Annotated in this window: 16 protein-coding genes; 5 read left to right on the forward strand and 11 right to left on the reverse strand. The window is 62.2% G+C overall.

All coding sequences use genetic code 11. From position 1 onward, the window contains the following. Positions 1-8: 8 nt before the first annotated feature. The 6 genes from CD58_RS18940 to CD58_RS18965 form a co-directional block, all read right to left on the reverse strand. Entirely contained in the window at positions 9-2,120 is a 2,112-nt protein-coding gene (locus CD58_RS18940) for a hybrid sensor histidine kinase/response regulator (protein WP_080712585.1), read from the reverse strand. A gap of 258 nt (positions 2,121-2,378) precedes the next feature. Continuing rightward, positions 2,379-5,456, reverse strand: coding sequence for an error-prone DNA polymerase (locus CD58_RS18945; RefSeq protein WP_025214564.1), 3,078 nt, complete (start codon positions 5,454-5,456; stop codon positions 2,379-2,381). Beyond that, positions 5,453-6,874, reverse strand: coding sequence for a Y-family DNA polymerase (locus CD58_RS18950; RefSeq protein WP_025214565.1), 1,422 nt, complete (start codon positions 6,872-6,874; stop codon positions 5,453-5,455). The genes CD58_RS18945 and CD58_RS18950 overlap by 4 nt, the downstream gene beginning before the upstream one ends. Positions 6,875-6,881: 7 nt before the next feature. After that, positions 6,882-7,514: a translesion DNA synthesis-associated protein ImuA gene (imuA, locus tag CD58_RS18955; protein ID WP_025214566.1), complete on the reverse strand. Its 633-nt coding sequence runs from the start codon at positions 7,512-7,514 to the stop codon at positions 6,882-6,884. Beyond that, positions 7,514-8,131, reverse strand: a complete 618-nt coding sequence (gene lexA, locus CD58_RS18960) for a transcriptional repressor LexA (protein WP_025214567.1) — start codon at positions 8,129-8,131, stop codon at positions 7,514-7,516. Before lexA ends, imuA begins: the two co-directional genes overlap by 1 nt. Before the next feature lie 210 nt (positions 8,132-8,341). Further along, positions 8,342-9,226 (reverse strand): LysR family transcriptional regulator, encoded by an 885-nt coding sequence (locus CD58_RS18965; RefSeq protein WP_025214568.1) that lies wholly within the window; start codon positions 9,224-9,226, stop codon positions 8,342-8,344. 131 nt (positions 9,227-9,357) lie between these two features. On the opposite strand from CD58_RS18965, the gene CD58_RS18970 reads away from it, so the two are divergent. Together CD58_RS18970 and CD58_RS18975 are read left to right on the forward strand one after the other, a co-directional pair. Then, positions 9,358-11,001 (forward strand): GMC family oxidoreductase, encoded by a 1,644-nt coding sequence (locus tag CD58_RS18970; RefSeq protein WP_025214569.1) that lies wholly within the window; start codon positions 9,358-9,360, stop codon positions 10,999-11,001. A 204-nt stretch (positions 11,002-11,205) separates the two neighbouring features. Continuing rightward, positions 11,206-12,828, forward strand: a complete 1,623-nt coding sequence (locus CD58_RS18975) for an MFS transporter (protein WP_025214570.1) — start codon at positions 11,206-11,208, stop codon at positions 12,826-12,828. A 55-nt stretch (positions 12,829-12,883) separates the two neighbouring features. Here CD58_RS18975 and CD58_RS18980 read toward each other — a convergent pair whose 3' ends face one another. From CD58_RS18980 to CD58_RS18995, 4 genes are all read right to left on the reverse strand, one after another. Beyond that, positions 12,884-15,361, reverse strand: coding sequence for a TonB-dependent siderophore receptor (locus CD58_RS18980; protein ID WP_025214571.1), 2,478 nt, complete (start codon positions 15,359-15,361; stop codon positions 12,884-12,886). Between the two features lie 99 nt (positions 15,362-15,460). Continuing rightward, entirely contained in the window at positions 15,461-16,423 is a 963-nt protein-coding gene (locus CD58_RS18985; protein ID WP_025214572.1) for a FecR domain-containing protein, read from the reverse strand. Next, positions 16,420-16,941 carry a sigma-70 family RNA polymerase sigma factor gene (locus tag CD58_RS18990; RefSeq protein WP_025214573.1) on the reverse strand — a complete coding sequence of 174 codons (522 nt, stop codon included), beginning with the start codon at positions 16,939-16,941 and terminating at the stop codon, positions 16,420-16,422. Before CD58_RS18990 ends, CD58_RS18985 begins: the two co-directional genes overlap by 4 nt. Before the next feature lie 114 nt (positions 16,942-17,055). Then, a complete protein-coding gene (locus CD58_RS18995; RefSeq protein WP_025214574.1) occupies positions 17,056-17,463 on the reverse strand; it encodes a response regulator in 408 nt (135 codons plus the stop codon). Between the two features lie 241 nt (positions 17,464-17,704). On the opposite strand from CD58_RS18995, the gene CD58_RS19000 reads away from it, so the two are divergent. Together CD58_RS19000 and CD58_RS19005 are read left to right on the forward strand one after the other, a co-directional pair. Beyond that, positions 17,705-19,651 carry a DNA topoisomerase III gene (locus CD58_RS19000; protein WP_025214575.1) on the forward strand — a complete coding sequence of 649 codons (1,947 nt, stop codon included), beginning with the start codon at positions 17,705-17,707 and terminating at the stop codon, positions 19,649-19,651. Between the two features lie 682 nt (positions 19,652-20,333). Continuing rightward, the gene (locus tag CD58_RS19005) at positions 20,334-20,663 is read left to right on the forward strand and encodes a hypothetical protein (protein WP_025214576.1); all 330 of its coding nucleotides are present in this window, start codon (positions 20,334-20,336) and stop codon (positions 20,661-20,663) included. 217 nt (positions 20,664-20,880) lie between these two features. On the opposite strand, the gene glsB is transcribed toward CD58_RS19005, so the two are convergent. Further along, complete coding sequence (gene glsB / locus CD58_RS19010) at positions 20,881-21,789, reverse strand: glutaminase B (protein WP_025214577.1); 909 nt, start codon at positions 21,787-21,789, stop codon at positions 20,881-20,883. A gap of 153 nt (positions 21,790-21,942) precedes the next feature. On the opposite strand from glsB, the gene CD58_RS19015 reads away from it, so the two are divergent. Next, on the forward strand, positions 21,943-22,137 hold the full coding sequence (locus CD58_RS19015) for a hypothetical protein (RefSeq protein WP_025214578.1): 195 nt from the start codon (positions 21,943-21,945) through the stop codon (positions 22,135-22,137). Positions 22,138-22,143 lie beyond the last annotated feature (6 nt).

The following is a 22,143-nucleotide window of genomic DNA, read 5'->3' on the forward strand; positions in this document are numbered from 1 at the left end:
GACCGCGATCAGCCGCCCAGCACAGCCCTCACCATCCGCGTCAGCGCGTCCGGACCATAGGGTTTACTCAGCAAATGGGTATCGGGGCTCAATTGATGATTCCGGGAGATGATGTCCCGGGTGTGGCCCGAGGTGAACAGCACCGGTACCGCTGGGTTCTGTACCTTGGCCCAGGCGGCCAGGTCGGAACTCTTGATCAGGCCGGGCATGACCACGTCAGTGAAGATCAAGTCCACCGAGGCGCCCTCAAGCAGCAGTTTCATGGCCTCATCGGCGTTCGCGGCCGTGAGGGTCCGATAACCGGAGTGCTCGAGCAATTCCACCGACGCACGGCGCACCTCTTCGTTGTCCTCCACCACCAGGATCGTTTCTTGCCCACCGGGCTGAAGCGGGTCGTTATGCGCCTCTTCCGCAGTTTCAGGCTGGAGGCTGCGGGGAAAATACATCTGCGCCCGCGTGCCCTCCCCCAGGCTGCTGGAAATCTCGATATGCCCGCCACTCTGCTTGACGAACCCGAACACCATGCTCAGGCCCAGCCCGGTGCCCTGGCCATCAGTCTTGGTGGTGAAAAACGGCTCGAACACTTGATTCAAGACATCGGGTGGCATGCCTGCGCCGCGATCGATCACCGACAAACGTACATAGTCACCCGCCAGGATGCCCTTGCCGACACAGGATGATTCATCAAGCACGATGTTCTCGCCGATCATGCTGATGGTGCCCTCGCCGCCCATGGCATCGCGAGCATTGATCGCCAAGTTCAACAGAGCGTTTTCCAGTTGATTGCGATCGACATGGATACACCAGGGCTCGCAAGGCAAGCTCACTTCAATCTGAATGGTTTCGCCCAGGGCCCGTTGCAGCAGTTCGCCCAGATCATCGAAGATCCGCCGTGGGTTGTAGACCGCCGGTGACAGTGGCTGGCGTCGGGCAAAAGCCAGCAGTTGCGACGACAACTTGGCGCCCCGTTCCACGGCTTCGAGTGAAGCACTGACTCGCCGTTGCACGTTGGCGTTGTCCGGTTCGTGGCGGGCCAGCAAGTGCAGGTTGCCGGCAATCACTTGCAGCAAGTTGTTGAAGTCATGGGCCACACCGCCGGTGAGGCCCCCAATGGCTTCGAGTTTCTGCGACTGGCGCAACTGCTCTTCCGCCGTCAATCGTGCATGCACCTCGTCGGCGACGCGCTGTTCCAGGTCGCGGGTGAATTTGAGCAGCGAGGCTTCGGCGGTCTTGCGTTCGTTGATATCAATCAGCACGCCCGGAAAACGCAGGGGCTTGCCCGTTGCATCGAACTCACATCGACCGCTGGCCAGCACCCACAGGTAATCACCGCCCAGGCGGCGCACCCGATATTCAGCGCTGTAAGGTGTGCCCGTGCGCAAGGTCAGTTGGACGCTTTGATCGACGTCGTCAAGGTCGTCCGGGTGGATGCGCTGGCGGGCAATCTCGACGGGCAGTGCGTCCAGTGGCGTGTCTGGCGGATAGTCGAAGGTACGGGCAAAACGCTCATCGCCGGACAGCGTGTCGGCCTGGACATCCCAGACGAACGACCCCAGCAAAGGCCCGGCCGAAAGGGCCAGCTGGATGCGTTCATTGACCGCACGGTAACTGCGTTCGGCTTCTTGCCGGGCGCGCTCGGTTAGCACATGTTCGGTGGTTTCCACCACGATCGCCAACACACCCGCCGGGGCTTGGTCATCACCGGGTACCGGGCTGTAGTAGAGGTCCATCCAGACATCTTCAGGTTTGCCATCGCGCAGCAATACCAGCTCTTTGCTGCGATAGGACAAGGTGCCACCGGCCAGGCAGACGTCCAGTACATGGCGATTGAATTCAGCGACTTCCGGCCAGCCCAACTCTACCGCGCACCCCAGCAGGTACGGATGGCGACCACCCGCAAACTCGGCATAGGCATCGTTGTAGATCATAAAGCCCTGGCAGCCCCACAACATGACCATCGGCAGGGGCGAAGCCAGCAGCATTTGGACAGCGTTGCGCAGGCTGGCGGACCAGTGCTCGATAGCGCCCAGTTCGGTCTGGCTCCAATCGAACGCCCGGATACGTCCGGCCATCTCACCGTCCCAACCGGAACATCCGTGATTGTGGGTTAAGAACTGCATGGGGTCGACTCTGAACCTGAAAGTGCTTGCAAGGAACAGGTATACCACGAGTCCCTTACGCTCAGAGCTTCGAGCGCTTCGTTGGCGTTTGGTTTCATGATGGTCGATCCAGGCACGATCCTGTGGCGAGGGAGCTTGCTCCCGCTCGGCGGCGCAGCCGTCGTAATCTTTTTTGGGGCTGCTTCGCAGCCCAGCGGGAGCAAGCTCCCTCGCCACAGGTCCGACATGTCCTTGGTCCAAACAAATTGGCAGCCGATTTCAGCGAAAATCGCGGCTATGCACCTGGATACCCGCCAGCAATTCGCTCAAATCACTCAAGCGCCCGGCGATCAGGTGGCGGACCTCGCCGACGCTTTCCCAACGCCCGTCGACCCTGAGTAATTGCGAACCCACCAGAACCTTGCGTTGGCGCTCGGCCAGGTCGCGCCAGACCACCACGTTGAGGTTGCCGAATTCATCTTCCAGGGTGACGAAGGTCACACCGCTGGCCGTGCCCGGGCGTTGGCGGCCGGTGACCAACCCGGCGACGCTGACGTTGCGACCATGTTCCACCGCCTGCAATTCCCGTGAGCTGCGGCAGCGTCGGGCGCGCAGTTCGGAGCGCAGCAGGGCCAGCGGATGGGGCCCCAGTGTCGTGCCAAGCATGGCGTAATCAGCAAACAGGTTTTCCCCCACCGTAGGTTTTGGCAAGGCCACAGGCACTTCCTCCTGGCTGGGCAAACCGGCGAACAAGCCCAGTTGTTTCTGCACCCCGGCCACTGCCCAGCGGGCACGGTGACGATCACCGGCCAAGCCCTGCAAGGCACCGGCATCAGCCAGTTGCGCCTGGGCCCGGGCATCGAGTTGCGCGCGCTCGCCCAGGTCGGCCACGTCACTGAAGGTCCGCTGCCGACGGGCCATTTCGATACGGCGGGCATCCTCTTCGCGAAAGCCTTTGACCATGCGCAAGCCCATGCGAAGCGCCGGTTGTCGGCCTTCAATGGGCTCGAGACTGCAATCCCAATCACTGGCGCGCACGTCCACCGCAAGGATCTGCAATTGATGTCGGCGGGCATCCTGGAGGATCTGGTCCGGGCTGTAGAAACCCATGGGCCAACTGTTGATCAGGGCACAGGCGAACGCTGCCGGTTCGTGGCATTTGAGCCAACTGCTGGCGTAGGTCAGCAAGGCAAAACTGGCGGCGTGGGATTCGGGAAAACCGTAGTTGCCGAAGCCTTTGATCTGTTCGAATATCTGCGCGGCAAATTCGGGGGTGTAGCCGTTTTTCTTCATCCCCGCTGCCAGGCGTTCCCGATGGGGTTCCAACCCTCCGTGACGTTTCCAGGCGGCCATGGAACGACGCAACTGGTCGGCTTCGCCGGGGGTGTAATCGGCCGCGACGATGGCGATCTGCATGACCTGCTCTTGAAACAAAGGAACGCCCAAGGTGCGTTTGAGCACTTTTTCCAACGCTTCAGAGGGGTAAGTCACCACCTCTTCCTTGTTTTTGCGCTTCAAATAGGGGTGCACCATCCCTCCCTGGATCGGTCCTGGCCGCACGATCGCTACTTCGATGACCAAGTCGTAGAAGGTCTCGGGTTTCAGTCGGGGCAACATCGCCATCTGCGCCCGTGACTCGATCTGGAACACACCGATGGTGTCGGCGCGAGTGATCATTTCATAGGTGGCCGGATCTTCCTTGGGCAACGACGCCAGGGTGTAGCGCGCGCCTCGATACTGCTCGATCAAATCGAAACAACGACGAATCGCACTGAGCATGCCCAGGGCCAGGATATCGACCTTTAACAGCCCGACCGCGTCCAGGTCATCCTTGTCCCACTGGATGATCGTGCGCTCAGCCATGGCGGCGTTTTCCACCGGTACCAGGGTGTCCAGGGGCTGTTCGGAAATCACGAAACCGCCTGGGTGCTGGGACAAATGCCGGGGGAAGCCGATCAGTTGTCGGGTCAGGCCCAGCACCCGTCGCAACACCGGGCTGTCCGGGTCGAAGCCACCTTCGCGCAAACGCTCCACTGGCGGTGCTTCATCGCTCCAGCGCCCACAGCAGTCGGCCAATGCATTGACCTGGTCCGGTGGCAGGCCCAGGGCCTTGGCGACGTCGCGCACCGCCCCGGCACCGTGGTAACTGCTGACCACCGCCGTCAACGCCGCGCGATGGCGGCCATAGCGCCGGAACACGTACTGCAGGACTTCCTCGCGCCGTTCGTGTTCGAAATCGACGTCGATGTCCGGCGGTTCGTTGCGCTCCCGGGACAGGAATCGTTCGAATAACATCTTGGTGCGACTGGGGTCGATTTCAGTGATGCCCAGGGCGTAGCACACCGCCGAGTTGGCTGCCGAACCGCGTCCCTGGCAGAGGATGTGCTGGCTGCGGGCAAAGCTGACAATGTCCTGTACGGTGAGGAAATAACTGTCGTAGCCCAATTCGGCGATCAGGGTCAGCTCCTTGTCGATCTGCACCCGGATCTCATCTTCCACGCCCTCTTTCCAGCGCTCGCGCATGCCCCGCTCGGTCAGTTCCCGCAACCAGGACGCCGGATCATGGCCCTCGGGCACCAGCTCACGCGGGTATTGATAACGCAGTTGGTCGAGGTCGAAGGTACAGCGCCGGGCAATGTTCAGCGTCTCGTCGAGCAAAGCACGGGGATAGAGATCCGCCAGGGCCTGGAAGCTGCGCAGATGGCGCTCGCCGTTAGGGTGCAGGCGCTGGCCAGCCTCGGCCACCGTGACGTGGTGGCGAATGGCGGTCATGGTGTCCTGCAAAGCGCGACGACCACGCACGTGCATGTGCACATCGCCACTGGCCACGGCCGGAAGGTTCAAACGCTCCGCCAACGCCAGCACATCCGCCAGCCGACGTCGGTCGTCCTGTCCGCAATGCAACTGGACCGTCAGCCATAGGCGCCCGGCAAACATCGACTGGAGCCAGCGGCCCTGTTCTTCGGGGGCTTTACCATCGGGCACCCACAGCACCAGCAATCCCGGCAGGGGCTCGTCGAAGTCCTCCCGCACGATGCGATAGCAGCCCTTCTCGCTGCGACGCCGGGCACGGGTGATCAGCCGGCACAAGGCTTGATAGCCTTCCAGGTTCTCCACCAGCAACACCAACTTTGGACCGTTCTCGACCTGGATTTCGCTGCCGACGATCAGTTGCAGGTCCAGCTCCTTGGCCGCCTGCCAGGCCCGGACAATCCCGGCCAGGGTGCATTCGTCGGTGATCGCCAGGGCCTGGTAGCCCTGCTCTTTAGCCCGTCGGCACAGCTCCAGGGCACTGGAAGCGCCACGTTGGAAGCTGAAGTTCGACAGGCAATGCAGCTCGGCATATTCGACGTTCATGCGAACCAACCTTGCAGCCACAACGGCCCGCCCTCGCCCACCGGTCGATAGGCCCAGCCTCGTTGTCCTGCGCGGGTTTCGATCAGGTAGTAATCCCGGCGTACGTCGGCGCCGTCCCACCAGCCGGATTCGATGCGCTCCGGGCCGATAAGGATTCGTGCCTGACTCTCCTGCAACGCTTGGGGTTCATCCAGCAGCCAGCCGGGACGCTGCACGCCATCGCGCACCGGACAGGCCTGGGGCCGCGGCTGGGGTGTCAGCTGCCAGGCGCATTCAGGCCGATGGTCGTCGCGAAACCCCAGGCCCTGCACTGCGTCATCCCCCAGCCGGGCCCGCAAGCGCTCGCGCAGTTGCTCCCAGGGCAAGGACTGTTGCGGACGATCATCGAACAGTTCCAGGCGCTGGGGCACGAAACTCGGCAGGTCTTCGGCACACAAGCGAAAACCACGCACCGGGGCCTCCACCTGTACTTGTTCCAAACGGCCACGGGCCAACTCGAAGAGCATCGAAGGATCCCGTTCGGCGCTGAGCAGACCGACCTTGATCAGCGTGTCGGGTAATCCGGCGTGTTCCAGGTGCAGGTCAAAACGCTGCACGCCGCTGTCACGACCGCAGAGGAAAGCCGACAGATCACCGGTCAGCCGGCGCAACGGAAACAGCAACGCCTGATGGGACTGCACGTCGTAGTTGAGTTCGATGCGCACATCGAAACGGTCCGGCGGCAAATAGAACGACAACGCCAGGGTGCGACTGCCCGTCAGTGCGTCGAGGTGCTTGAGCACCTGGGCTTCGAAGCGTCGTGCCAGAGTGTGCCGGGGCAAGGCCTGGACCTGGCTCAGGCGACGCAGGCCCATGCGCGACAATGCCGTGGCGACGTCGGGCTCCAGACCGATCCGGTCCACCGGCATTTGCCCCAGGCACGCCTGCAAGGTCTCGCTATCGGGCACCACCAGGGCGTCATAGGCATTGGCCAATACCCGTGCCGCCACCGGGTTCGGAGCGGCGACGATGCGATGACGAAAACCCAGTTCGGTCAGTTCGGCCCGCAACCGCGCCTCGAACACCGGCCAGGGCCCGAACAGGCCCAGGCTCGACTCGATCTCGAACAGCACCGTACGCGGGTAATGCACGCTGACCTGGGAACTGAAACGGTAGGCCCAGGCCGCCAGGAACTGTTGCCAGTGCTCAATCTGCGCGGCGTCGTATTCGGCGGTGGCAAAACCTTTGCTCAGGGCCTGGGCGGCGGTCATGGTCTGGCCGGGACGCAAGCCCAGGGCCCTTGCCTGCGCATTCACCGCTTGCAGCACCCGCCGCTGGGCCGGGCCGGTCAATAGCGCCAGGGGTTCGTCTGGATCGGGGCGCTGACGCAGCGCGGCGTCCAACGCCAATTGCGGGAAGAGAATACACACCCAGCGCATCGCAACCTCAATGCTCTGTCGGTGAGGTGAACGTGGTAAAGGCAATCGGCGCCGAACGGGCCAGCCCGCCCCGGCACTTGAGCACGCGCAATTGCCCAGGCCGGGCATCAATGGCGATGCGCAAGGCCGCTGGCGACGGGTTGATGGCTTCCTGGATCGAGCGCCAGGCGAACGCCAGAGTCTGGCCGGTTTCCGCCGCCACTTGCAGGCGACGCAGGGCCCGGTCGTCCGCCTGGCGAGGCCAGCACAGCACCGCGCCGCAACTGCCTGAACGCAGGCATTGTTCGGTGGCCCACAGGGCATCGCGTTCATCGGCCCGGATCACAGACAATTGGCGCAGGTCTACCCCGGCGTTCTGCCAAGCCTGGGGATAGGGCACGAACGGCGGCGCCACCAGCACAATCCGCTCCCCTGCCGCCGACAACCGCGCCAGGGTCGGCCACACCAGTTGCAACTCACCCACGCCCGGTGCGGCGATGAGCAACTCCGTCAGCGCCGCTTCCGGCCAACCCCCGCTGGGCAGCGCCGCGTCCAGTGCCGCATGGCCGGTGGGTTGCGGGCTGGCGGCCGGAGGCGCAGGCCGGCCCTTCCAGACCTGGCCGCCATTGAACAGCGTGTCCAGCGCAACGACAGCGCCCATCAGCCTTGCCTCAACAGGCCACAGAACACCCCTTCAATGGCCAGGTCCTGATCGGCTTCGACGATGATCGGCTGGTAGGCCGGGTTGCGCGGCAGCAGGCGCACCCGTTCGCCGATGCGCTCGAAGCGCTTGATGGTGACTTCACCGTCGAGCCGTGCCACGACAATCTGGCCGTTGGAGGCTTGGGGGGTGCGCTGCACGCCCACCAGGTCGCCGTCGAGAATACCGTCCCCGATCATCGAGTCGCCCTGGACCCGCAGCAGGTAATCCGGCGCCTTGGTGAACATCGCCGGATCCAGCATCAGACGGCTGTGGACCTCGGCATCAGCGCCAATCGGCAAGCCGGCCGCCACTCGCCCCAGCACCGGAACGTCCAGCAGCTCGGGGCGCGCTGGTTGGTTCAGCAAGCGGATACCCCGGGCCTGGTGCGGATTGACTTCGATAAAACCAGCTTCGGTCAGCGCCAGCACATGCTTGCGCGCCACGCTGCGGGAGGCGAAACCGAACGCCTCGCTGATTTCAGCGAGGCTGGGGGGCTGGCCCTGCTCGGCGATGCGTTCGCGGATGAAGGTCAGGATGGCGGTACGGCGGGGGGTGAGAGTCGTCATGGAGTACATTTGTACTCTTTCGGGTTTTTTCTGACAAGCGCCGCCAGTCAGTTCACAGGTTGACTGCACAAGTCCTTGTGGCGAGGGAGCTTGCTCCCGCTCGGCTGCGCAGCAGCCGTAAAAACCTACCTACTTGTTGAATGATTTGGGGCTGCTGCGCAGCCCAGCGGGAGCAAGCTCCCTCGCCACAGGTGTTAATCATGTCTCGGGATTGCGTGATCAGGGCAGTAACAACCCCTGCTCACGCTCGCACAACTGCACCACGTAATCCCACAGCACCCTCAACCGCACAGACTTGTGCAGCTCACGGCGGGTGCTGATCCAGTAGCTGCGGCGGATGGTTTCGTCTGGCAGCAGGGGTACCAGCATCGGGTCGCTGCTGGCCATGTAACAAGGCAACACGGCGATCCCCAGGCCCGAGCGCGCGGCCTGTTGCTGGGCGATGACGCTGGTGCTGTGGAACACCACCCGCGGGTTGCGGCAAAAACTGTTGAGGAACATCAGTTCCTGGCTGAACAGCAGGTCATCGACGTAACCGATCCAGGCGTGGCGCGCCAGGTCCTCGCGGCTGCGCAGCGCGGGCGAGCGATCCAGGTAGGCCTGGCTGGCGTACAGCGCCAGGCTGTAGTCGGTGAGCTTGCGGGTCACCAGCAGGTCCGCGGCCGGGCGTTCGAGGTGGATGCTGATTTCCGCTTCACGGTTGAGAATGCTGACAAACCGCGGCACCGCCACCAGCTCCACTTCCAACCCCGGATAACGCTGGAACAACCCGTCCATGCGACTGGCCAGGAACATGATGCCCAACCCTTCGGTCACCCCCAGGCGGATCTTGCCCAGGGGCGCGCTGGACTGGGTGATGTCCTCCTGGGCCAGCAGGGCCACGTTTTCCATGGCCTCGGCGTGCTTGAGCAACGCTTCGCCGGCCGGGGTAAGTTGGTAACCCTGGGCGTGCTGGACAAACAGCGCGGTACCCAGGCTCTTCTCGATGGCTTCGATGTGCCGGGCCACCGTGGCGTGAGTGGTGTTCAGGCACCGTGCGGCCGTCAGCAAGCGCCCGCTGCGCTGCAGTTCCAGAAAGTAGCGCAGGTCATTCCAGTCGAACATGGACCCTCCTTGAACAACGCCTGACGACACGGCTGTTTATAAACGCACAGTGGCTGCGCAAAAACTAACATTCTTTTGACGAAAACTAACAACTAGGATGGACCCCACAAGAACAAAAAATGAGGTCGCGAATGCAACCTGTCGTCGATGAATACGATTACGTGATCGTGGGCGCCGGCCCTGCCGGATGCCTGCTGGCCAACCGGCTCTCGGCCAACCCGCACCATCGGGTGCTGCTGCTCGAGGCCGGTGGGCGCGACAACTATCCGTGGATTCACATCCCGGTCGGCTACCTGTTCTGCATCGGCAACCCACGCACAGACTGGTGCTTCAAGACCGAAGCACAACCGGGCCTGCAAGGGCGGGCCCTGAGCTACCCACGCGGCAAGGTCCTGGGCGGTTGCTCCTCCATCAACGGCATGATCTACATGCGCGGCCAGGCTGCGGACTACGATGGCTGGGCTGCCGAGGGCAATCCCGGCTGGGCCTGGAAAGACGTGCTGCCGCTGTTCAGGCAGAGCGAAAACCACTTTGCCGGCGATTCCGAATTCCACGGTGCCGGCGGCGAATGGCGAGTCGAACGCCAACGCCTGTCATGGCCGATTCTCGATGCGTTTCGCACCGCCGCCGAACAGAGCGGCATTCCCAACGTCGATGACTTCAACGGCGGCGACAATGAAGGCTGCGGCTACTTCCAGGTCAACCAGAAGGCCGGGGTCCGCTGGAACGCGGCCAAGGCCTTTCTCAAACCGGTTCGCCAGCGCCCCAACCTCACGGTGTTGACCGACGTTGAAGTCGATCGCGTGTTGTTACGCGACGACCGGGCCTACGCCGTCAGCGCCCGTTGGCAAGGCAAAGGCATGACCTTCAAGGCTCGCAAGGAAATCGTCCTGTGCGCCGGGGCCGTGGGTTCGCCGGGGATCCTGCAACGTTCCGGGATCGGCCCGCGCAGCCCGCTGCAACGCCTGGGCATCGGCGTGACCCACGAACTGCCCGGTGTCGGCAGCAACTTGCAAGACCACCTGCAACTGCGGCTGATCTACCAGTTGGAAAACGCGCGCACCCTGAACCAGATCGCCGGCACGCTGTGGGGCAAGATGGGCATGGGCCTGCGCTACCTGTACGACCGCAGCGGCCCGCTGTCCATGGCCCCCAGCCAACTCGGCGCGTTCGCCCGCTCGGGACCGGAACAGACCTCGGCCAACCTCGAATACCACGTACAACCGTTGTCCCTGGAACGCTTCGGCGAACCGCTGCACAGCTTCCCGGCGTTCACCGCGTCGGTCTGCGACCTGCGCCCGCAAAGCCGTGGCCGGGTGGACATCCGCTCCGCCGATCCGCACGAAGCGCCGCTGATCCAGCCCAATTACCTGAGCCATCCCGAAGACCTGCGGGTCGCCGCCGACGCCATCCGCCTGACCCGCCGAATCGTCGCGGCCCCGGCGCTGCAGGCCTTCAAACCGGTGGAATACCTGCCGGGCCCCAGCCTGCAAACCGAAGAAGAACTGCACCAGGCCGCCGCCCGCATCGGTACGACGATTTTCCACCCGGTCGGCACCTGCCGCATGGGCCAGGACCGCGACGCCGTGGTGGATGCGCAACTGCGGGTCCACGGCATCAAGGGCCTGCGCATCGCCGACGCCTCGATCATGCCGCGCATCACCTCGGGCAACACGTGCTCGCCAACGTTGATGATTGCCGAGAAGGCGGCGCAGATGATGCTCAACCCCGCGACGAGGAACACCAGCATCGAACAAGCACCTGCTACGGTCTGAAGAACAACAGAGACACCTGTGGGAGCGAGCTTGCTCGCGATGACGGCGGCACATTCAACTTATATGTGACAGACAGGCCGCTATCGCGAGCAAGCTCGCTCCCACACGGGAAATGTGTAAGCAAAAGGAACGTGTCAAAGCAGGAGACGCCCACCCGGCGTCGACAGTGGAACAACAAAAACAATCACTGTGAGGGATACCGCAATGTCTGAACATGTTCAGCCCCTGGAAGCCACGCGCAGCGCCGGCACCAGCCAGGAAACCCAGAAAGTCATCTTCGCCTCGTCCCTGGGGACGGTGTTCGAGTGGTACGACTTTTTCCTCTATGGCGCCCTGGCGGCGGTGATCAGCAAGCAGTTCTTCGCCGGGGTCAACGACACCACGGCGTTCATCTTCGCGCTGATGGCGTTCGCTGCCGGTTTCATCGTGCGGCCGTTCGGTGCGCTGGTGTTCGGCCGGTTGGGGGACATGATCGGGCGCAAATACACATTCCTGGCAACCATCGTGCTGATGGGCCTGGCAACGTTCTGCGTCGGCCTGTTGCCCAACTACGCCAGCATCGGCATCGCCGCGCCGATCATCCTGGTGGTGCTGCGCATGCTCCAGGGCCTGGCCTTGGGTGGTGAGTACGGTGGCGCCGCCACCTACGTCGCCGAACACGCGCCGATGGGCAAGCGCGGCTTCCACACCAGTTGGATTCAGTCCACCGCCACGCTGGGGCTGTTGCTCTCGCTGCTGGTGGTGCTGGGCTGCCGCTACTTCACCGGCGATCAGTTCGAAGTCTGGGGCTGGCGCATTCCGTTCCTGCTGTCGATCCTGCTGCTGGGCATCTCCACCTGGATTCGCCTGAGCCTGCACGAGTCGCCGGCCTTCCTGAAAATGAAAGAAGAAGGCAAGTGCTGCAAGGCGCCGATCCGCGAATCCTTTGGCAAATGGGAAAACCTCAAAGTGGTGCTGATCGCCCTGTTCAGCATCAACGCCGGGCAAGCGGTGACCTTCTACGCCGCGCAGTTCTATGTGCTGTTTTTCCTCACCCAGTTCCTGAAGATGGACCCCGCCCTGGCCAACAGCCTGCTAATCGTCAGCGTGGTGATCGGCGCACCGTTCTTCATCTTTTTTGGCTGGCTGTCGGACAAGGTCGGGCGCAAACCCGTACTGATGATCGGCCTGCTGCTGGCGACGGCCCTGTATTTTCCAATCTTCAAGACCCTGGCCCACTACGCCAACCCGGCCATCGACCAGGCCAGCCGTCAGGCACCGATCACCGTGATCGCCGACCCGGCTACCTGCACCTTCCAGTTCGACCCGGTGGGCAAGGCGCGTTTCGACAGCCCTTGCGACAAGGTCAAGACTTTCCTGGTCAAGCAAGGCCTGCCCTACAGCAGCGTCGCAGCCCCGGCCGGGAGCACGGTGCAGGTCAGCGTCGGTGACGTGAAGCTCGAAGGCTATGACGAAGCCGCCCTGCGCGGCGCGGTGACCCTGGCGGGCTATCCGCAAAAGGCCGACGCCCAGCAGATCAACCGGCCGATGATCGTGGCCCTGATCGTGGCCCTGATCATCATCTCGGCGATGTGCTACGGACCGCTGGCGGCGTTGATGGTCGAGCTGTTCCCGACCCGGATCCGCTACACCTCCATGTCCCTGCCCTACCACATCGGCAACGGCTGGTTTGGCGGCTTCCTGCCCACCGTGTCGTTCGCCCTGGTGGTCTACACCGGAGATATCTTCTATGGGCTGTGGTACCCGGTGGTGATTACCGGGGTGAGCCTGGTGGTGGGCATGATCTGCCTGCGGGAAACCCGGAACGTGGACCTGGATAAGAACTGAGGACGATCCGTGGCGAGGGCGCTTGCACCTCGCCACGAACGGCGTGCCTCATGGGTCAAAAACGCGCCTTCATCGTCATCGTGAAGTTACGCGGCTCACCGTAATAGTTACCGAAGCCCTCGGTCCCGATGGTGGTGTAGTAGCGCTTGTCGAACAGGTTGTTGCCGTTGAGTGCCAACGACCAGGTGTCATCGATGCGATAGCCGATGCGACCGTTCCACACCGCATAGCCTGCCTGGGTGATCTTCTCGCCGGTCGCCGGCGACACCCGGAAATTGTCGCTTTGTGCATTGACGCCCGCGCCGACGCTGAACCGTTCAAAAGCCCCATCGAGGGCGTAATCGCCCCACAGCCGCAGCACATGGCGTGGTACATAGCTGTTGAAAGAGCCGCCGTTGAGGCTGGTGTCGATGTCATCGAGGGTCTTGGTCTGGGTGTAGGTGTAACCGGCAAGCAGTTGCAAGCGCTCGATGACTTCACCACTGATCTCGGCCTCGAAGCCCTGGGCACGCACCTTGCCGGCGTTCTCATAGCAGAAACCGTCCGAGGACGAACAGCTTGAGATGTAGTCGGTCTGGGCCTGGTCTTTCTGCAACGTGCGGAACAGGTTGAAGGCACTGTTCAGGCGTCCCTCGAACCATTCGCCCTTGATTCCCAGCTCATAGCTTTCACCCACCAGAGGCTTGAGTGCCGAACCGCTTTCGGAGCGGTAGTTGCCTTGGGGCGTGAAAATGTCCGAGTAACTGGCGTAGGCCGTCAGGTGTTCGTTGAGGTCCAGCAACACGGCGGCAAACGGGGTGACCTGGCCCGTCTCCGTGCTCTTGGCGTGTTCCGAGCCGCCGATGAGGAATACCGAGTCGGTCTTGGAGCTGTACCAGCTCACCCGGCTGCCCACCACGAACGTCAAGGGTTCCGCCAGCTTCAGGCGCAGGGTCGAATACATCCCTTGCTGCTCGGTAACGGTCTTGACCGGACCACCACGCGTCGAGTTTTCGATGAAGTAACTGTCGTCCGGTTCGGGGATATGGCGATCCGGATCGAATACGTTCTGCTTCTGGGGCAGCAATGCGACGGAGAAGAAGTCGTCTTTGTCCGAACGACTGGTGTTGAAGCCGACGATCAATTCGTGCTGCTGCCCAAAGGCATCGAATTTGCCGTCCAGGTAGGCATCGAGGCCGTAATCGACCTGGTCATAGTCATACATGCTGCCCAGCATGTTAGTGGTCGAGGAGCCCGGCGCCACCGAGCCCGATGCAAACGCGTATTTGATGTCTTGGGTATTTTTCGTATAGACACCGGCCACCTTCACGGCCCAGTCGTCATTGAGCTGGTGCTTGAGATCGCTGAACACCGTGGTCCGCTGGCTGCGCCAGGTATTCCACGACGGATCCAGGCAAGTGGAGCGGCTGAGTTTCAGATCGCTGCCATCCCTGTAGCGAGGCAGCCCGCCCCAGCAGGGACTTGCATCGACGTCTTCATAGGCAACGCCCAGACCGAGCGTCGTGTCGGGTGACAGATCGAAGTCCAGGGCGCCGTAATAGATCTGGTCCTTGCGCCGGGCATCATCGTAGAAATAATGCCGGCTCTGCTCGGCGATCACCGCCCTGCCCCGCACGGTGCCGGAATCATTCAACGGGCCGCCGGTATCGATCTGTCCACGGTAGTTGTCCCAGGTGCCGCCCGAGAGACTGAGTTCAGTCTGCGCCGTGGCCAGGCCGCGTTTGCGGACGAAATTGACGCCGCCGGAGGTGCCGCCCGAGCCCTTCATCATCCCGGCCGCACCGCGCAGGACTTCGACACGGTCGTAATACGCCATGTCACTGCTGAAACTGTCGGCCTGGACATAGCTGTTGCCCATGTCCAGCGGAACGCCGTCATATTGATACTGGCCGGACATCCGGAACCCGCGGGAATAGAAATATTTGCCGCCCATGGTCGAGTCGTAGACGGTGATTCCAGGCGTTTTTTCCATCACTTGATCGATGGTGTTCAGGTTCTGGTCATCGAGCATCTTGCGGGTGATCACCGTCACCGATTGCGGCGTTTCGCGCAGCGAGTGCTCGCCCTTGCCGATGGTGACCGCCCCAGTTGTGTAGGAGCCACTGTTTTCAGTGGTCGCGCCGAGCCTCTGCCCGTCGATGGTGGTGACCCCCAGTTCCATTGCCGAACCGTTGCCGGGCACAGGACGAAGTACGTACGTGCCGTTGGCCTGGAGGGCGGCTTGCAGGCCGCTGCCACCCAGAATGCGGGCAAACCCGTCACCCACGCCAAACGAACCTTTCAGGCCGGGCGATTGCAGGCCCTGGAGTTGCCGGGCATCGAACGAAATGGCGACACCGGCGGCGCTGGAGAAACGGGTCAGGACATCCACCAGGCTGCCGGCCCCGATATCGTAGGCCTGCGCCAAACGCTGCTGCGCCGAAGCCTCTGGAACCGGGCTGGCACTCACGGCCCCGGCGCTGCCCGTAGCGACTGCCAGCAAGCCGATTTTCACTGCAAACACCAGACGACCTGGCGCGCTCACCCAAGACATGCTTCCCCTCCCCAATACGGTCGATAAAAACTCACTGAGGAAGAGCCGAACGATGCGAATGAAAAGTGCAGGACAGTATTTTTTTATCGCGCCGCGGCATCAGTGACCGCGGTTGTCACTCGATACCTGGACCCAGAAACGGCTGTATCGGGTCACTCGCAACGAAAAGCCACTCTCCAGTGCCGCCAGGGCGAGGTCAGTGTCATCGACGGGAAACACGCCCGAAACCTTCAAGTCGCCAATGGCGGGATCACAACGCAGCACACCGTTGCGGTAACGCGAAAGCTCCTCCAGCAGCGCCGCCAGGGGACGGTCAATGGCAATGATGCTTCCCTTCTGCCAGGCACCCACCGACACATCGTTGCCGCGCAGCGTACCCAGTGACCGATCATTGAAGTCCAGGCGTTGGCCGGCTTCGACCCGCATCCTTGATCCAATAGCCGGCAGACTGACCTCGACCGCTTTCTCCAGCACCGCCACTTCACCGCCCCGCGCCTGACCACGGACGATAAAACGCGTCCCCAACGCGAGTACTTCGGCATGACCGGTGACCACCTTGTAAGGACGCTGCAAGGGATCAACCGCCGTCGTCACGAGAATCTCCCCCCTCAGCAGCTCCAGTCGCCGCTGGTTTGCATCGAAACGAACATTGACTGATGTGTCGGTGTTGAGCAGTAGCGTGCTGCCGTCCGCCAGTTGAAACTCACGGCGCTCGCCCACCCGGGTGCGGTAATCGCAAAACAGATCCTGAGTCGCCTGACTCCGCCAGCCCAACCACCCCAGGCCACTGGCGGACGTCAGCAGTATCACGCTGCGCAATACCTGGCGGCGGGATCGGTTGTGGGTATCACTCAAGGCCGGGGCCGCCAGGGCACCCGGGACACTCGCCATCTGTTCGGCCACCGCCGTCATTCTTTGCCAGGCCTGGCCATGCAACGGATCAGCGCTCAGCCAGGCATTCCACCCGGCCCGATCCGCGTCGGTCGTGATGCCGGAATGCAGCTTGGCGTACCACTGCGCGGCGGCACGGATGGCGTTCAACTCTTCGGGCGGCAGATTCATGACAGCTGCAATTGAATTTGCATCAGGCAGCAATGTTCCATGGCCTTGGCCATGTGGTTATTGACCGTGCGGACGCTGACGCCCAAGCGCTCGGCAATTTGCGGGTACGTCAGGCCATCGAACTGCGACAGGATGAACGCCTGCCTGACGCGCGGACCCAACCCCAGCAGCAAGCGGTCGATTTCCATCAAAGCCTGGAGCAGGATGGCTTGCTCTTCCAGCGATGGATGTTGCTCTTGCGGCATGGCGGCCAATGCTTCGAGATAGGACTGTTCCAGTGAGCGGCGGCGAAACAGATCGATCAACAGCCCTTTGGCGATCATCGACAGATACGGTCGCGGCTCACGAATATCCAGCGCGGAGCGAGCCTTGATGACTCGCACGAAGGTGTCCTGGGTGAGGTCCGCTGCATCGAAGGCATTGCCCAAGCGCTTGCGCAGCCAGCCCTGGAGCCAACTGTGATGATCGCTGTACAGAACGTCGACGGCACTGCGTAAGGACAGATCGTTGGCGGACATGGCAATGGAATAATTCGCGACTGATAATGACTCGCATTGTCGTGGGAGCCATCGCAGCTTGCAACCCAAACATGAGCACGACGGGCCGGCCGCAACCCGTCACTGTGGGATCAATCAGTGCACAGAGTGGTTTTTCACCGTGCTTTCCACCAGATCCAACATCTGCCCCAGCGCCCAAGGCTTGGCGATAAAAGACGCGTGGTGCTTGATCCCGGCGCTTTCCGGCGTTTCGAAGCCGGACATGATCAGCAGCGGTATCTGCGGCCAACGGTCCCCGGTGACATTGGCCAGGTCCGCACCATTCAGCATGCCGGGCATGGTGATGTCGGTGAGCAGCAGGTCCACATAATCAGCGCTCTCCTCAAGAAACGTAAGCGCCGCGTCGGCGCTTTCCCGAGGCTCCACGACAAACCCCTCCTCTTCCAGGATTTCGCAGAGGAACTCCAGGATCGTCGGATCATCTTCAACAACGAGAATCAAACGTGTCGTCGCCTGTCCGTTGCCCTTTGGCATCGAATTCATGTAAGTGACTCTCCCTGACCTCATAAACCTTCTGTGCGGTTTCAGCCGCCTTGAAGTTATGAGCGATACCCTTTCGAGAAATTCATTCTGCTTGCCAAGAGACCGCCGAACGTCGACTTAGACACTCCGTTGCAACGCAGCGCAACGCTTTTATCTGTATATCCATACAGATAAAACTTGCCCCGGCGCGCATCCATGACCATGCTACAGCCCCATGAAATCTGTTTAGGAATTGGGTGCCATGCAGCTGTACCTGTGTGAAAAGCCGTCCCAGGCCAAGGACATCGCAGCCGTGCTCGGCGCCACGCGCCGTGGCGACGGTTGCTGGCTGGGCGCGAACGTCACGGTCACCTGGTGCATCGGTCACCTGCTGGAAACCGCCCCGCCAGACGCCTACGACGCCCGCTACAAGCGCTGGGTGCTGGCTGACCTGCCTATCGTGCCGGCGCAATGGAAAATGACCGTCAAGCCGAAAACCGCTGGGCAATACAAGGCGGTCAAGCGCCTGCTGGGGGAAGCCAAGGAACTGGTGATTGCCACCGACGCCGACCGTGAGGGCGAAATGATCGCCCGGGAGCTGGTGGAACATTGCCGCTATCGCGGGCCCATCCAGCGGCTATGGCTATCGGCCCTGGACGAAGCGTCGATCCGCAAGGCCCTGGCCACCCTCAAGCCGGGCGCCGAAACCTTCAACCTGTACCATTCGGCCCTGGGCCGCTCCCGGGCCGACTGGCTGATCGGCATGAACATGAGTCGCCTGTTCACGCTGCTGGGGCGCCAGTCCGGCTACCAGGGCGTGCTGCCGGTGGGCCGCGTGCAAACACCGACGCTGCGGCTGGTGGTGGATCGCGACCGCAGCATCGCCAACTTCGTGCCGGTCGCCTATTGGGCCATCGACGTGCAGCTCAGCCACGAAGGCACGGCCTTTACCGCCCAGTGGCGCGCCGATCCGGATGCTTGCGACGATCAGGAGCGTTGCCTGAACCAGGCCCTGGCCCGCGATGCCGCCCAGGCCATGGGCAATGCCGCCACTGCCCGGGTGCTGAAAGTGCGTACCGAGCGCCTGCGCGAAGCGGCGCCGCTGCCGTTCGACCTGGGCACCCTTCAAGAAATCTGCTCGAAGAAGCTCGGCCTCGGCGCCCAGGAAACCCTGGACATTGCCCAGTCGCTCTACGAAACCTACAAACTCATCACCTATCCCCGCAGCGATTGCGGTTTCCTGCCCTTGAGCCAGCACAGCGAAGCACCGGCCATCCTGGCCGCCCTCGCCCAGGCCGATCCAAGCCTTGCGCCGCTGCGCGAACACCTGCAGCCGCAGCGTAAATCCCGAGCCTGGAACGACGCCAAGGTCAGTGCCCACCATGGCATCATCCCCACCGCCGCCGCGAAGAACCTCGACAAGCTCGCCAGCAAGCAGCGAGCCGTCTATACGCTGATTCGTGCGCGCTACCTGGCGCAGTTCCTGCCCAACCACGAGTACGACCGGACCCAGGCCGACTTCGACTGTGCCGGCCAGGCACTGCGTGCCGTGGGCAAGCAAATCGTCGAACCCGGCTGGAAACGCGCCCTGCCCGAAGCGCTGGCGCCAGCAAAGGGCCGTGAAGCACCGACGCCGCAAACCCTTCCGGCGCTGACCGAGGGTCGTGACTGCGCGGTGGACGAGGTGAAGCTCAAGGACCTGTGGACCCAACCGCCCAAGCCATTCACCGAAGGCGACCTGATCAAGGCCATGAAGAATGTCGCCAAACTGGTGGAGGACCCGCTGCTCAAGCAAAAGCTCAAGGACACCACCGGCATCGGCACCGAAGCGACCCGGGCCTCGATCATCCAAGGGCTGCTCGACCGCGGTTACCTGGTGAAAAACGGCAAGGCCCTCTCCGCCACCCCGGCGGCCTTCAGCCTGATCGACGCCGTGCCCCGCGCCATCGCCGACCCGGGCACCACCGCCATCTGGGAGCAAGCGCTGGACATGGTGCAAAGCGGTGAAATGAGCCTGGAAGAATTCGTGACCCGGCAAGCCGCGTGGATGAGCAAGCACATCGCCCGCTGCCAGGGCATGAGCCTGACCATCAACGGCCCGGCCAGCCCTGCCGGACGGGGCGCAACTCCGTGGAAGAACAAGCGCAAGCCAGCCAAGCGCAAGGCGGCCGGTGCACCGCGCAAGGCGAGCAAGGCCAAGGCGACCTGAGCCTAGTCAATCAGATGATGCCAAACACAGAACCTGTGGCGAGGGAGCTTGCTCCCGCTGGGGCGCGAAGCGGCCCTAAAACCTGGCGGCGCGGTGGGTCAGGGTCATCGAGGGATTTGACAGAGGGGCCGCTACGCAGCCCAGCGGGAGCAAGCTCCCTCGCCACAGGGCTCGGCTTAAGCCCAATTTTTCATACCCAAACCATTTTGTCCGACAATATGTAGTGATCAAAAATAATCACTACAAAACCGTTGACGCCTCCGATTTGCCCTTGCATGATGCAGACGTCTCCCCGATCGGGAGTACAGGCAACTGTTTGAGCAAGCTCGTCTGACCGCCGAGCTGTTTTTTGGATAAGGGACTGCCCACAAGGCAGATTGAAGGTGCTGACCTGACATGACCGTCCGGTAACAAGGACGAGAAACGTCGGCGAAGATCCTCATGACGCGCGTGGTCGACCCTCGAAAGTTGACAATGCCTGACGATTCTTCGCTGTTTCTCTTCGTTGTAGCGCATTTGCGTAGCAGCCCTTCGATAACACTACACAACCGATGCACGACCCCGTCGAAGTTCGACGGACGAACGCTGACGGCCTGATTTCGGTAGCAGGCAGGCACTTACCGAGAAGCGAAGTTTTTGCGAACCACCAGACAGATCAACCAAATGGTCAAGGGGCTTACACATGAATCTGAATAATCAACCATCTATTGATGAACTGGCTCGCATGTTCGCAGCGCACAAAGACACTCTCGACAACCATATCCTGTGGATCAGCAAGACTGGCCAGGTGCATATGGACTGCTTGTCTCCCTACACCCAGGAAGACGAGTTCGAAAAGAACACACAAGACCTGTGTGCCCGGCTGAAGATGTACCGTCGCGGCCAGGGCTACGTCGGCAAGAAGGCCGCCGCGGACAAGGACTTCATGGGACGCGTCCTGCAAACGCTGACCCAGGCTTGGGAGTCGATGCAGAACACCTCGCAAGTGCGGGTCATCGACCGCCTCTGCTGATTGCACTATAAAAAAGGGCCCGTTCCTCAATCAGGAACGGGCCCTTTTTCGTGGGGCCTAGTGTCCTGTTTCGCAAATACGTTCCTTTTTTGACGAGTGGCTGTTGTCGTCAGGCAAGGCGCCGCGACGAGTCATAGCCCGCTATGGCGAGGAGCGGCAACGCAGCATGACGACAACAGACGCCGTCAAAAAGGAACAGTATTTGTGATACAGGACACTAAAACACCGACCAGCCGATCCGCTGGCTGAGCAGCTCCAGCGCCGCCATGCCCGCCAGGGAGTTGCCGGCGACATTGAGCTCAGGCGACCAGACACACACCGTGAAGCGTCCCGGCACCACGGCGACGATCCCGCCGCCCACCCCGCTCTTGCCAGGCAGGCCCACGCGATAGGCGAAATTACCGGCTTCGTCATACAACCCGCTGGTGGCCATGATGGAATTGACCTGCTGGGTCTGCCGGGCGCTGAGGATCTGCTCACCACTGTGCTTGCAGAACCCGTCGTTGGCCAGGAAGCAGAACGCCCGGGCCAGGTCGATGCAGCTCATCCGCAGGGCGCAGTGGCTGAAATAACTGCGCAGCACCGCCTCCACGTCGTTATGGAAGTTGCCGAAGGACTGCATCAAGTAGGCCATCGCAGCGTTGCGGGCGCGATGCTGGTATTCCGACTCGGCGACCTTGCCGTCCACCATCACTTGCGGGTTGCCTGACAGGCGTCGCACGAAATCGCGCATCGACAACGCAGGGGCGGCGAAACGCGACTGGTTGATATCGCAAATCACCAAGGCGCCGGCGTTGATGAACGGGTTGCGTGGCCGACCGCGTTCGAATTCCAGCTGCACCAGGGAGTTGAAAGGCTGGCCGGACGGCTCATGGCCCAGCCGCTCCCAGATCGCTTCGCCGGAATGCCCGATGGCCTGCACCAGGCTGAACACCTTGGAAATACTCTGCACCGAAAACACCGTGTCGGCGTCGCCTGCGCAATACATCTCGCCGTCATTGCCATACACGGCAATGCCCAGCTGATTAGGCACCACGGTGCCCAGGGCCGGAATGTAATCGGCCACCTTGCCCTGACCGATCAGGGGGCGAACCGCATCGAGGATCTCGTTCAACAGTGCTTGCATATGCGCAGGGTCCAGTCATTCCCCGTTCGAGTGCGGGGATACAGACGCTAGACGCTGATGAGCGGCGTCAGAGCACACTGCCCCATCAAACAAGGTCCTGTGGCGAAATTGAGCAGTCTATAGTTGAGGGGATCAAACGGCAGGAGGGACACCATGCGTCAGATCATGCAGAAAGAACCCTGGTGGGCCTCGCCGCCCAGGCCCGGGCAGGATGAAAGTGAGCTGGAATGGGGCTGGCTGGTGATTTACAGCGAAGGTGAACCACGCTTCGAATTCGTAAAAGAGCGCCCCACGGACGAACAGATCCGCCATCGCAAGGGTTGCCGCGTCACCCTCGGGCCAGAATGACCCCGC

It is taken from the genome of Pseudomonas brassicacearum, assembly GCF_000585995.1.
In the GTDB taxonomy this organism is placed as follows: domain Bacteria; phylum Pseudomonadota; class Gammaproteobacteria; order Pseudomonadales; family Pseudomonadaceae; genus Aquipseudomonas; species Aquipseudomonas brassicacearum_A.

Excerpts from the sequence above, each read along its gene's own strand:
- CD58_RS19005 (WP_025214576.1), top strand. The coding sequence starts at position 20,334 with ATGAATCTGAATAATCAACCATCTATTGATGAACTGGCTCGCATGTTC.
- glsB (WP_025214577.1), bottom strand. The coding sequence starts at position 21,789 with ATGCAAGCACTGTTGAACGAGATCCTCGATGCGGTTCGCCCCCTGATC.
- CD58_RS18965 (WP_025214568.1), bottom strand. The coding sequence starts at position 9,226 with ATGTTCGACTGGAATGACCTGCGCTACTTTCTGGAACTGCAGCGCAGC.
- CD58_RS18995 (WP_025214574.1), bottom strand. The coding sequence starts at position 17,463 with ATGAATTCGATGCCAAAGGGCAACGGACAGGCGACGACACGTTTGATT.
- CD58_RS18975 (WP_025214570.1), top strand. The coding sequence starts at position 11,206 with ATGTCTGAACATGTTCAGCCCCTGGAAGCCACGCGCAGCGCCGGCACC.
- CD58_RS18970 (WP_025214569.1), top strand. The coding sequence starts at position 9,358 with ATGCAACCTGTCGTCGATGAATACGATTACGTGATCGTGGGCGCCGGC.
- CD58_RS19015 (WP_025214578.1), top strand. The coding sequence starts at position 21,943 with ATGCGTCAGATCATGCAGAAAGAACCCTGGTGGGCCTCGCCGCCCAGG.
- CD58_RS18950 (WP_025214565.1), bottom strand. The coding sequence starts at position 6,874 with ATGCGCTGGGTGTGTATTCTCTTCCCGCAATTGGCGTTGGACGCCGCG.
- CD58_RS18945 (WP_025214564.1), bottom strand. The coding sequence starts at position 5,456 with ATGAACGTCGAATATGCCGAGCTGCATTGCCTGTCGAACTTCAGCTTC.
- CD58_RS18940 (WP_080712585.1), bottom strand. The coding sequence starts at position 2,120 with ATGCAGTTCTTAACCCACAATCACGGATGTTCCGGTTGGGACGGTGAG.
- lexA (WP_025214567.1), bottom strand. The coding sequence starts at position 8,131 with ATGTACTCCATGACGACTCTCACCCCCCGCCGTACCGCCATCCTGACC.
- CD58_RS18990 (WP_025214573.1), bottom strand. The coding sequence starts at position 16,941 with ATGTCCGCCAACGATCTGTCCTTACGCAGTGCCGTCGACGTTCTGTAC.
- CD58_RS18985 (WP_025214572.1), bottom strand. The coding sequence starts at position 16,423 with ATGAATCTGCCGCCCGAAGAGTTGAACGCCATCCGTGCCGCCGCGCAG.
- imuA (WP_025214566.1), bottom strand. The coding sequence starts at position 7,514 with ATGGGCGCTGTCGTTGCGCTGGACACGCTGTTCAATGGCGGCCAGGTC.
- CD58_RS18980 (WP_025214571.1), bottom strand. The coding sequence starts at position 15,361 with ATGTCTTGGGTGAGCGCGCCAGGTCGTCTGGTGTTTGCAGTGAAAATC.
- CD58_RS19000 (WP_025214575.1), top strand. The coding sequence starts at position 17,705 with ATGCAGCTGTACCTGTGTGAAAAGCCGTCCCAGGCCAAGGACATCGCA.